9 protein-coding genes and 2 tRNA genes are annotated in these 10,453 nt (G+C 63.1%); 9 read left to right on the forward strand and 2 right to left on the reverse strand.

The window, feature by feature from the left end; genetic code table 11:
- Positions 1 to 20: 20 nt before the first annotated feature.
- The 6 genes from ACFSM5_RS19370 to ACFSM5_RS19395 all read left to right on the forward strand — a co-directional run bounded on the left by ACFSM5_RS19370 (position 21) and on the right by ACFSM5_RS19395 (position 8,299).
- Positions 21 to 881, forward strand: coding sequence for an MBL fold metallo-hydrolase (locus ACFSM5_RS19370; protein ID WP_379878238.1), 861 nt, complete (start codon positions 21 to 23; stop codon positions 879 to 881).
- A 115-nt stretch (positions 882 to 996) separates the two neighbouring features.
- A complete protein-coding gene (locus ACFSM5_RS19375; protein ID WP_379878239.1) occupies positions 997 to 2,433 on the forward strand; it encodes a catalase in 1,437 nt (478 codons plus the stop codon).
- 203 nt (positions 2,434 to 2,636) lie between these two features.
- Complete coding sequence (locus ACFSM5_RS19380) at positions 2,637 to 4,466, forward strand: cellulose biosynthesis cyclic di-GMP-binding regulatory protein BcsB (RefSeq protein WP_379878240.1); 1,830 nt, start codon at positions 2,637 to 2,639, stop codon at positions 4,464 to 4,466.
- On the forward strand, positions 4,463 to 5,254 hold the full coding sequence (locus ACFSM5_RS19385; RefSeq protein ID WP_379878241.1) for a transporter family protein: 792 nt from the start codon (positions 4,463 to 4,465) through the stop codon (positions 5,252 to 5,254). Before ACFSM5_RS19380 ends, ACFSM5_RS19385 begins: the two co-directional genes overlap by 4 nt.
- A 2-nt stretch (positions 5,255 to 5,256) precedes the next feature.
- On the forward strand, positions 5,257 to 7,158 hold the full coding sequence (locus ACFSM5_RS19390) for a glycosyltransferase family 2 protein (RefSeq protein WP_379878242.1): 1,902 nt from the start codon (positions 5,257 to 5,259) through the stop codon (positions 7,156 to 7,158).
- Positions 7,151 to 8,299 (forward strand): hypothetical protein, encoded by a 1,149-nt coding sequence (locus tag ACFSM5_RS19395; RefSeq protein WP_379878243.1) that lies wholly within the window; start codon positions 7,151 to 7,153, stop codon positions 8,297 to 8,299. Before ACFSM5_RS19390 ends, ACFSM5_RS19395 begins: the two co-directional genes overlap by 8 nt.
- Here ACFSM5_RS19395 and ACFSM5_RS19400 read toward each other — a convergent pair.
- Complete coding sequence (locus ACFSM5_RS19400) at positions 8,296 to 8,745, reverse strand: GNAT family N-acetyltransferase (protein ID WP_379878244.1); 450 nt, start codon at positions 8,743 to 8,745, stop codon at positions 8,296 to 8,298. The genes ACFSM5_RS19395 and ACFSM5_RS19400 overlap by 4 nt on opposite strands.
- Positions 8,745 to 9,653, reverse strand: coding sequence for a 23S rRNA (guanosine(2251)-2'-O)-methyltransferase RlmB (gene rlmB, locus ACFSM5_RS19405; RefSeq protein WP_379878245.1), 909 nt, complete (start codon positions 9,651 to 9,653; stop codon positions 8,745 to 8,747). The genes ACFSM5_RS19400 and rlmB overlap by 1 nt, the downstream gene beginning before the upstream one ends.
- A 145-nt stretch (positions 9,654 to 9,798) precedes the next feature.
- Between rlmB and ACFSM5_RS19410 the strand changes: the two genes are divergently transcribed.
- The 3 genes from ACFSM5_RS19410 to ACFSM5_RS19420 form a co-directional block, all read left to right on the forward strand.
- Positions 9,799 to 9,884, forward strand: a tRNA-Tyr gene (locus tag ACFSM5_RS19410).
- A 298-nt stretch (positions 9,885 to 10,182) separates the two neighbouring features.
- Positions 10,183 to 10,256: transfer RNA gene (locus ACFSM5_RS19415), tRNA-Gly, on the forward strand.
- A 75-nt stretch (positions 10,257 to 10,331) separates the two neighbouring features.
- On the forward strand, positions 10,332 to 10,453 hold a 122-nt coding region (locus ACFSM5_RS19420), incomplete at its 3' end, for a GTP-binding protein (protein WP_379875273.1).

Below are 10,453 nucleotides of genomic sequence, written 5' to 3' on the forward strand. Positions count from 1 at the left end.
TTCCTGGAAGGATCGGTGCCATGGATAGTCTTACCGTTGCGACAAAGCCCCATCGCTTCTCGGTCGGAGAGTTCGATCTGTCGGTATTCAGCGACGGGTTCATAACGCTGCCGAGCGGTATCATTGCCCCCGACGCGCCCCCTGACATCCTGCCGGGGCTGATGGAGCGTTACTCCGGCCGGACTGACAGCGCGGACATCAGCGTCAATATCCCGCTGATCCGGAAAGGAGAGGATCTGATCTTGGTGGATACCGGATCGGGCGATAAGTTCCAGGCCAGTGCCGGCCGCTTGCTCGATAATCTCCTCGCTGCCGGGGTTGATCCTGCGGCGGTGACGAAGGTGGTACTCACCCACGCCCATCCCGATCATGCTGGCGGGATCATCCGCCCCGACGGCTCCCTGACATTCCCCAATGCCGGATATTATGTATCCGCCATCGAATGGGATTTCTGGACGGCAAAAGGCTGGGAGTTCCGCGTGCCGTCCGCTCTGCATGAGTTCGCGCTCGGCGCCCAGCGCGATCTTGGAGCCATCATCGACCGGGTTTGTCTGGTGAAGGCGGGCGACGATATCGTCAGCGGCCTCCGGGTTTTAGCGACGCCGGGTCACACGCCGGGGCATATCTCGCTGGAGATGGAGGGCGGCGACGGGCTGCTGATCTCGGCCGATGCCATCAATAATGCCCTGATTTCCTTCGAGCATCCGCAGTGGCGCTTCGGCTTCGACACCGACCAGGATCTGGCGGTCAGGACCCGCACCGCTCTTATCGACCGGGTGGCGACCGACCGCACGCGCATGCTCGGCTATCACTGGCCCACCCCTGGGGCGGGCATGGCCGAGCGGAAGGGCGGTGGCTACCGCTTTCTTGCCATTCCCTGATCCGGCTTCGCCGATTAGGATGAGCGCGCTTCAAGTCCACGTGCTTTGGCCATACGCTTAGGACGGGGCCGTGGACCGCCGCTCAACTCTCAGCCTTTCAGCCAAAGAGGACGCGATGACCAAACCGACGTTTACCCATGCCACGGGCGCCCCTGTCGCCGATAACCTGAACTCGCTGACCGCAGGCCCGCGCGGCCCGGCGCTGCTTCAGGATATCTGGCTCATCGAGAAACTGGCGCATTTCGACCGCGAGGTGATCCCTGAACGCCGGATGCACGCCAAGGGATCGGGGGCCTATGGCACCTTCACCGTCACCCAGGACATCACCCGCTATACCAAGGCCAGCATTTTCTCGCAGGTCGGCAAGAAAACGGATCTTTTCCTGCGCTTCTCGACCGTGGCGGGGGAACGCGGGGCGGCCGATGCCGAGCGCGATATCCGGGGCTTTGCAGTCAAATTCTACACGGACGAGGGCAATTGGGATGTCGTCGGCAACAACACGCCGGTGTTCTTCTTCCGCGACCCCCTGCGGTTCCCGGACCTCAATCACGCGGTGAAACGCGATCCCAAGACCGGCATGCGGTCGGCGGAGAATAACTGGGACTTCTGGACCCTGCTGCCCGAGGCGCTGCATCAGGTCACCATCGTGATGTCCGACCGCGGGCTTCCCAAGAGCTACCGCCACATGCACGGCTTCGGCAGCCATACCTTCAGCATGATCAATGCCGCGAACGAACGGGTATGGGTGAAATTCCATTTCCGCAGCCACCAAGGGATCGAGAACCTGACGGATGCCGAAGCCGCTGTCGTGGTCGGCGGAGATCGCGAAAGCCATCAGCGCGACCTCTTCGGCAGCATCGAGGCGGGGGATTTCCCCCGTTGGACCCTGTTCATCCAGGTGATGACGGAGGCTCAGGCCAAGACGCATAAACACAACCCCTTCGACCTGACCAAAGTCTGGCCGCATGGCGATTTCCCGCTGATCGAGGCGGGGGTGATGGAACTTAACCGCAACCCGGAGAATGTCTTTGCCGAAGTGGAGCAGTCGGCTTTCTCGCCTGCCAACATCGTGCCGGGAATCGGTTTCTCGCCCGACCGCATGTTGCAGGCGCGGCTCTTCTCTTATGGCGATACTCAGCGCTATCGGTTGGGCGTCAATTTCAACTCGATCCCGGTGAATGCCCCGCGCTGCCCTTACCATTCCTATCATCGGGATGGCGCCATGCGGGTCGATGGCAACCTGGGTGCCACGACCAGCTATTCTCCCAATAGCCGGGGCGAATGGCCGGATCATAATCTCCGCGCGTCCGAACCGCCCCTGCCGATTGAAGGGGCTGCCGATCACTGGGATCACCGGGTCGATGAGGATCATTTCGAGCAGCCGGGTAATCTCTTCCGCCTGATGACCCCGGAAAAGAAGCAACTGCTGTTCGAAAACACGGCGCGCCAGCTGGGGGGTGTGTCGAAGGAGATCCAGGACCGGCACATCGCCCACTGCACCCAGGCCGATCCGGCTTACGGTGCAGGGGTGGCGGCGGCACTGGGGCGCTAGCTAAGTCACACTTGCTATCGGTTGTGGATCGGGTGGGGTGCGCACGGGCGTATCCCGCCCGGTTTCTTTTTCAGCTAAGCGCTGGAAACGAAGGGTTGCAGCGTTAGCTTCACATCGGTCACAATTTTATCCCTGCCCCTGGAGTGTCGCCAGCGGTCATCTTGGGGCCAGCAGTCGTATTGAAGAATAAGAGGCCAGCCCCAATGGCATCCGCACGACGAACCGCGATTCTGGCCACCGCCCTGGCCGCGCTTTGCGGCATGGCCCACGCCGATACCATCCGCCTTGCCGATCTGGGATATGCCGATGGCGCTCTGCTGACTGCATCTCAGACTGCGGCGGAGGTCTTCTTTCCGTTGCCTGCGCGTGCCAGTGACGGACGCCTGCGGTTCGATGCCCAAACCTCCGGCCTGCTGCCGCCAGGAGCGATGCTCACTGTCAGGGTTGGCGGGATTCCGCTGGCGACCGTTCAATTGGATCAGACGGCCCGCAGCCGCCTGTCGGTCGAGATCCCGGCGGAAAGCCTGCAGGCCGATTATGCCCGGGTCGAATTCAACGTCGACTTGCCGGGAGGTATCGGCAATTGCGGGGTGGCGGAAAGTGCGGCCAGCTGGGTGCGGATCAGCGGCGATAGCACGTTCGATGTGGAGCGCGGAGCGGGAGCCTTGCCGTTGCCCGGTGAGCTTTGGCGACGGGCCGTTGGCGATATCCGGGTCGGAATTCCGGCCGAGCCTACCTTGGCGCAGTCGGAAGCAGCCCTGGAGATCTATGGCGCGCTGCGGCGGCGCGGCGCCCGCCCGCAATTCGTCGATCTGCCAGACAGTATCACCGCCGGAAATGCTCCGGACATTCTGATTGCCGGAGCCCGCGAGCCGACGACCGTCGTCGCTTCCAGCGCACGGGCAGGGGCCAGTTTGCAGATCTCCTCGCCGGAGGCTGCCCGCGCCTTGATCCTGCTGCCCGAAGTGCAGTCGGCGGAACTGGCGCTCGACAGCGCCTTGGCGCGGGGCGTGGCACCGGATGCGAACAAGGTGACCCTGGCGGCCTTGGGCTATCGCGAGCGCACCGCGCGTCTTCAGGCCCGCACCGTCGAGACCATTACGATCCCGGTTCATCGCCTGCCCCAAGGACGCCTGCCGCGTGCCGTCGTCCTATTCGGGCAGGGCTCAGAATTGTCTGCCCAGGAGATCGTGGTCGCCGATGTCTATATCGACGGCGCCTTTGTCGACAGCTTCGCGCTCCGGGATGAGTTCGGGCTGGACGGTCGCCGGATCGAACTGCCGGGCGATCTGGTCAGCGACGGCGGACGGCTGGAAATCCGCCTGCGTCACCTCGCCCGCGCGGGGCAATGCTCGCAGGGCGCCTCCTTCCAGCTGCGCGGCACGAGCTATCTGGAACTGACCGACCAGCGGGTCGATGCCTATGATTTGCGGCATCTGTTTATCTCACCCGATGGTCAGGCCCATGTGGCCGTGCAGCCGGAATATGCCAATCGGCTGCGGGAGTTCCTGCCTGTCATCGCGCAACTGATTGATGACCGCGCCGGGCCGGGGGCGTCGATCTCTGTTGTCGAAGGGGCGCCGACCACCGGCATCGACCGGGGGCCGACTATCTGGTTCGGCCGTATGCCGCCTGCCGATCTGGCGGGGGCGCCGGTCCAGTTCGGACGTGGCCGGGTCGATATCGCGCTGCCCGATGGTCAAGGGACTCTGTCGCTCGCTCAGCCTGTCGAGGCCAGCGTCGTGCAACTGGTGCAGACACCCCGGCGGCAAGCCGTCTGGATCTATCCTGGTGCGCCGGGCAGTGCGCGGGTTGCGGGCGGTATCGATGGCACGGTTACGGTCTTGGATGGGGTACGCGCGACGGCCGTCGATACTAAATCGGAACGCCGCTCGGTCGAATATCCTGAACAGCTGACCTTTCAGGATCAACTGACGCTCTATCGGACCGAACTGTTTGTGCTGGGCTGGCTGCTGCTGTCGGCACTGGCGCTTTTCATCGTGCTGCGCCTGCGCCGGGGAGAGGTTCGATGAGAGCGGCCCTGTTCGCCATCGCTGTCGGCTTTGTTCCTCTCTCCGCCTCGGCAGGAGCCTGGACCCAAGGGGAGGGGACGGGACAGCTGATCACCACGCTGACCTGGTATCGCACAGATACGACCTATAGCGCCGATGGAGTGCGCACTGGCGGATCGGACTATAGCCGGTTCGAGCTGAGTCCTCTGTTGGAATATGGCGCGACCGATAGCCTGACCATTGGCGCGCAGCCGCGCTATCAATGGCTGTCCCATGACCGGGCGAATGGCAGTTCGGCGAGCAGCAATGGGTTGGCGGATATCGATCTTTCGGCCCGCCAGCGCATCTGGCGCAGTGACAATAGCGTGCTGTCTTTGCAGGGTCTCGTGAAGCTGCCGGGCACCAGCAACGATAGCCGTCGCCCCGGCATCGGCAGCGAGCAGATCGACCTGGAGCCGCGCATCCTGTTCGGTCATGGCTTCACGGTGGGCAGTTGGAGCGGCTTTCTGAATCTTGAAGGCGCTTATCGTTTCCGGTTGCAGGAACCGGCGGACGAAATTCGCTTCGACGCAACATTGGGTCTGCGGCCGGTGCCGGATTGGCTGCTGCTCGTCCAGCAGCTGAACACCATTGGGGTATCGAACGAGCATGGCGGCGGATCGGACTATGATGTCTATAAGACCCAGCTGTCGGTGGTCTATGACGTGAGTTCTGCCGTCTCTATCCAACTGGGCGGTTATGTCGAGCAGGGCAATCGGAACATCGACCCCGGTCACGCGCTCTTCACCGCCCTCTGGTGGAGGTTCTAGCCATGCGCTTCGAAACCCTGGGCCATTCCAGTGCCGCCAGCGTCAAAGCTGCCGAAATCCTGCTGCGGGATGGGCTGATCACGCCCCCCAACCTTGATGAGGCTTTGGGAGAGCAGGAGCGCTGGGGATCGAACGTCGGTCAGATCCTGATCGCGCGCGGCCACACCACGGCTTTCCGCTATTACAAGGCACTGGCCGAAGCGCTGGATCTGCCGTTCGTCAATCTGCGCGAAACCCCGCCGGACGACGATCTGCCGGATGCGGGGGAGCGTCAGACCTATCTGGATCTGGCCCTGATCCCCTGGCGGCGGGGGGAGGACGGCAGTGTCACCATCGCCACCATGGATGTGAATGAGGATGTGGAAACCTGGGCCGTAGGGCGGTTCGGGCAAGGCGGTTATCGTTTCGCCATCACCTCCAAGTTCGACGTGCTGTGGGAGGTGCAGAAACGGTTCGAGGCGCTGGACGATCTTGATGCCCGCGAAGGCCTGTGGCGGGTGATGCCGATGCATTCGGCGCGCGCGACCTTCGTGTCGGGGCAGGTTATCGCCGTCTGGGTCATCCTGTCGCTGTTGATCCTGGGGCTCTGGTGGGCACCCAAGGCGACGCTAATCGGCGTGTCGGCCTTTGTATCGCTGCTGTATCTCGCGACCTTCTGCTTCAAGTTCCTGCTGACGTGGCTGGGCGGCAATCACCGCATCGACGTGCAGGTGACGGTCGAGGAGGTGGCGGCCCTGTCCGACGCCGATCTGCCCGTCTATACGCTGCTGATCCCGATGTACAAGGAGCACGAAGTTCTGCCCCTGCTGGTGGATAGCGTGCGCAAGCTCGACTACCCCAAATCCAAGCTCGACGTGAAGCTGGTGCTGGAGGCGGGCGATCATGAGACCATCGAGGCCGCCAAGGCCCTGGGTGCGGCCAGTATCTTCGAGATCGTGCGGGTGCCGCACTCCCAGCCCAAGACCAAGCCCAAGGCCTGCAACTACGCGCTCCGCTTCGCCCGGGGCCAATATCTTTGCATCTATGATGCGGAGGATATGCCGGAACCGGACCAGTTGAAGAAGGCGGTGGTCGCCTTCCGCAAGGCTGATCCGAACGTCGCCTGCATCCAGGCGCGCCTCAATTACTTCAACCGCGACGACAATCTGCTGACCCGCATGTTCACGCTGGAATATTCCCAGTGGTTCGACTTCCTGCTGCCGGGCCTGGATGCGCTGCGGGTGCCGATTCCCCTCGGCGGCACCTCCAACCATTTCAAGATCGATGTCTTGCGCGGGCTTGGCGCCTGGGATTCCTTCAACGTTACGGAGGATGCGGATCTGGGCGTACGCATGACGCAGGAGGGCTATCGCGTCGGCATCGTCAATTCGACGACGTTCGAGGAAGCCAACGGCGTCTACCCCAGCTGGATCAAGCAGCGCTCGCGCTGGATCAAGGGCTATATGCAGACCTGGCTGGTCCATATGCGCAATCCGATCAAGCTCTATAAGTCGCTGGGCCATACCGGCTTCTGGGGGTTCCAGTTCTTCATCGGCGGGCCGCCGCTGACGGTGCTGCTGAACCCGATCCTTTGGCTAACCTTCATCGTCACCCTGATCTGGCCGATGCCGGCGATCAGTGAGTATTTCCCGCCCGTCGTCCTCTATATCTCGCTGTTCAACCTGCTGGTTGCCAACCTGCTCTACATCTATTTCGGGGTCGTGGCGGCCTTCAAACGGCAATATTACGACCTCGTGCCCTATGGGCTGCTGCAGCCCTTCTACTGGATCATGCATTCGATCGCGGCCTATAAGGCGCTGAGCCAACTGATCTTCAATCCGCACTATTGGGAGAAGACCCAGCACGGCACCAGCTCCGCCACCCATCAGGCGCTCGCCAAGGCAGCCGAGGCGAAGAATGGTTGAGGTCCTGGGACATACGCCGAAGAAGCCGCTGGGCCGAACGGCGGCGGCTGTCGGCGTGGTGCTGGCCATCGTTTTTGCCGCGCTGGCGTTCATCTCCATCCGCAGCGGTTTCACCATTCCGACGGTCGAGCGGCTGTGGAGCGTGCCGGTAGAGGCCCTGGCCTCCTCGGGCGGGCAGTGGCTGACGATCATCCTGGTGCTGGTCTTCCGCCAGATCCCGGGCGTGCAGCCCTGGTTCCTGGTGCTGGTCACGGTGGGGATCGCAGCCCTGATGGCGGCCTATTTCTGTGCCTGGATTATCCGCCGGGGTTGGAAGCGCTGGGAAGCAGTGGTCCTGACCTTAAGTTTCGCGGCGCATCCCTTCCTGCTGTATCTCGCGGTTTCGGGGCAGCCGCGGCTGCTTTCGCTGGGGATCTTCGCGGCGCTGGTCTTCTGGTGTTCGCGCCTGGAGGCCATCGGCGATGTGCAGTCCCAGATGACGGCCGGGCTCGTCCTGGGGCTGCTGATGGTGTCGGACCCCAACGGTATCTATGTGCTGATGGCGGTGCTGACCGTGCTGCCGATCTTCTATCGCCAAATTGTGGATGGAAAGTCGGCCATCGCGGGATATCTGCTGGTCGGTTTGCCGCCGTTGATCGCGCTCAGCGCCGTCATGATCCTGCAACTGCTCCTCTCGACCCGGGCGCCGCGCTATGCTCTGGCAGCCTGGAGCGGCCCGCTCCACGGCATCCCGGCCGATTTTGCAGGCTATGACTGGCTGATCCTGTTCGGGGGCAGGCCGGGGCTGGCGCTTGGCGCTATTGTGGCGCTGATCCTGGTTGTCTGCCCCTTGCTGATCCTGATGCTGGTGCGTCTGTTTCGCGAGCGCAGGCGCCCCGGCCTTGTTGCCCTGGCCTTGTTCGTACCGCTGGCGGCAGGATCTGTCGGTAGCTGGTTCTGGCATGTCGCCGCCAGTTGGATCTATCCCAGCTATGTCATTGCCGGAGTCGCGATCTGGCTGATGACCAGCACGTTGGACATCCAGTGGCGCCGCTGGGTCTTGGTCCTGGGGGTGATCGGCACCGTCGCCGCCTGGGTCACTCCGCCGGTCTGGTTCGAACAGGACAAGGCCAGTTGGCGGGCGAGCCTGACCGTCCGTTAACCGGTGGGCTTTGCAGCAGCGCGGCGGAGATAGACGTCGTGTTCCTTCATGTCGAACTGCTTGAACCCGGCCCGTTCATAGAGGCGGATGGCCGGGCTGTTGCGCAGAACCTCGACCACGACCGGCGCGCCAGCCTGATCGGCTTCAGCCAGCACCCAATCCAGGACCCGACCACCGATCCCACGCCCCTGCAATTCAGGTTCGAGATAGAGATAATCCAGCGACCAGTCCGGGGTTCCCGGCGTCATGCCAACGCAGCCGATCTGGATACCGCCCGCCATGATCAGGCGGGCAGTATCCGGATTGAAGACTTTGGCGAAGCGCTCGCGTGCCCGGATCGGGTCGAAACGACCGATGCGTTCAAGCTGTGGCTGCATCACCAGAATGCGTAAGGCCAGCAGCAGCTCGAAGTCTTGCGCGCGGGCAGGGGCGAGCGAGAGGCTCATCACCGCTTGGACGCGATGTAAAGGGCGACTGCCGCCGCGTTGGAGACGTTCAGCGACGCAAAATCGTCGGCTGCCGGAAGACGGCCGAGTGTGTCGCAGCTATCGACCGTCAGGCGGCGCAGTCCGTCGCCTTCTGCCCCCATGACCAGCGCGAGGCGGCCCGGCATGACCGCTTCGTCCAGGGTCTTGTCCGCCTGCCCGTCGAGGCCGACGACGAAGAAACCTTCCTCCTGCAATTGGCGGATGGTGCGGGCAAGATTGACCACGCGCACCAGCGGCACCTTGTCCAGCGCGCCGGAGGCGGCCTTGGCGAGCGTCGCTGTAGCCGTTGCGGCATGCCGGTCGGTCTGGATGACGCAGGCGGCGCCGAAGACGGCCGAGGAGCGCAGGATGGCGCCGACGTTATGGGGATCGGTCACCTGATCCAGCAGGACAAAGACCGCATCGGGGGCTGCGGTGAACAGCACATCCTCCAGGCCCAGCTCTTCGAGCGGATCGGCCAGCAGGGCGATGCCTTGATGAACGGCACCGCCGGGCAAGACACTCTCGATGGTGATGCGCTCGACCACTTCCGGCCGCAGAGAGCCGACGGGCTTCCAGTCGCGGGCGGCTTCCTCGGTCAACAGCAGGCGGCGGCTTTTGCGGTTGGGGTTGGCAAGTGCCGCGCGCACAGCGTGGTGGCCATAAAGCCAGGGCTGGCCGCTGCCGCCCTTGCCGCTGCCTTTATTGGGGCGGGGGCCCCGATCTGTCCGGGCGTCCGGGCGTCCTTCCGGGCGGGGCTCGCGGGCGGGTTGCGCCTGCGGGGCAGGGGCATTGGCGCGGGCTGGGCGCTCGTCCCGGCCACGGGGACCGGACGGGGAATGAGAAGATTTGCCCTGGGGGGCATTACGGCGATCAGGTTTTTTCATGGGCCAGAGCCTGCCGTTACCGGGGCCTTGATGCAAGGGTTAGCGGATAAATCTCTCGCTTCGAACAAAATAGCGTTGACAGGGAGGGCCGCGACCTCGTATTTCCCCGGCCGTCGCGCTGCTCCTCGGAGCGGACGAGGCGTCTGGAGGAGTGGCCGAGCGGTCAATGGCAGCAGACTGTAAATCTGCCGACTTATGTCTACGTTGGTTCGAATCCAACCTCCTCCACCATCGCCTTCCGTGACCAACAAAGCGCTCCTTCGGGGGCGCTTTTGTCGTTTCGGGCCGCTGCAATTTTTCTCCACATCAGGTGTCGCTTAGATTGATCTTGCAAGGGCGGGGGTGATCGGGTAAGGAACCGGCCACTTGCATCGCCTCGTGTTTTGCTTCGCGGCAAAACCGGGTTGAACGATGCCCTCGGCAGGGGAGCCGGCCGGGTGCATGGTTCAGGCAACGGTCGAAACGGGCCGCCATTTTTCGGAATGGTTGACTCGGTTCGGAAAACGGGGGTTTCATCCGTACCCACTGTGCGGGTGTAGCTCAATGGTAGAGCCCCAGCCTTCCAAGCTGGTTGTGAGGGTTCGATTCCCTTCACCCGCTCCAACCCCCCGGCGCCGTTCGCGCGACCGCGTAGTGTCAGCACATCGCATCCACTCGGTTAGAGGAATGTAAAGCCCCATGGGTAAGGCTAAATTTGAGCGGAACAAGCCGCATTGCAACATCGGCACCATCGGTCACGTTGACCATGGCAAGACCTCGCTGACGGCTGCGATCACGAAGATCCTGGCTGAAAAGGGCGG

Origin of the sequence: Lacibacterium aquatile (assembly GCF_042683105.1) — a bacterium.
In the GTDB taxonomy this organism is placed as follows: domain Bacteria; phylum Pseudomonadota; class Alphaproteobacteria; order Elsterales; family Elsteraceae; genus Lacibacterium; species Lacibacterium aquatile.

Coding starts and splice junctions, on each gene's coding strand:
- ACFSM5_RS19370 (WP_379878238.1), top strand. CDS start 21: ATGGATAGTCTTACCGTTGCGACAAAGCCCCATCGCTTCTCGGTCGGA.
- ACFSM5_RS19380 (WP_379878240.1), top strand. CDS start 2,637: ATGGCATCCGCACGACGAACCGCGATTCTGGCCACCGCCCTGGCCGCG.
- rlmB (WP_379878245.1), bottom strand. CDS start 9,653: ATGAAAAAACCTGATCGCCGTAATGCCCCCCAGGGCAAATCTTCTCAT.
- ACFSM5_RS19400 (WP_379878244.1), bottom strand. CDS start 8,745: ATGAGCCTCTCGCTCGCCCCTGCCCGCGCGCAAGACTTCGAGCTGCTG.
- ACFSM5_RS19395 (WP_379878243.1), top strand. CDS start 7,151: ATGGTTGAGGTCCTGGGACATACGCCGAAGAAGCCGCTGGGCCGAACG.
- ACFSM5_RS19375 (WP_379878239.1), top strand. CDS start 997: ATGACCAAACCGACGTTTACCCATGCCACGGGCGCCCCTGTCGCCGAT.
- ACFSM5_RS19385 (WP_379878241.1), top strand. CDS start 4,463: ATGAGAGCGGCCCTGTTCGCCATCGCTGTCGGCTTTGTTCCTCTCTCC.
- ACFSM5_RS19390 (WP_379878242.1), top strand. CDS start 5,257: ATGCGCTTCGAAACCCTGGGCCATTCCAGTGCCGCCAGCGTCAAAGCT.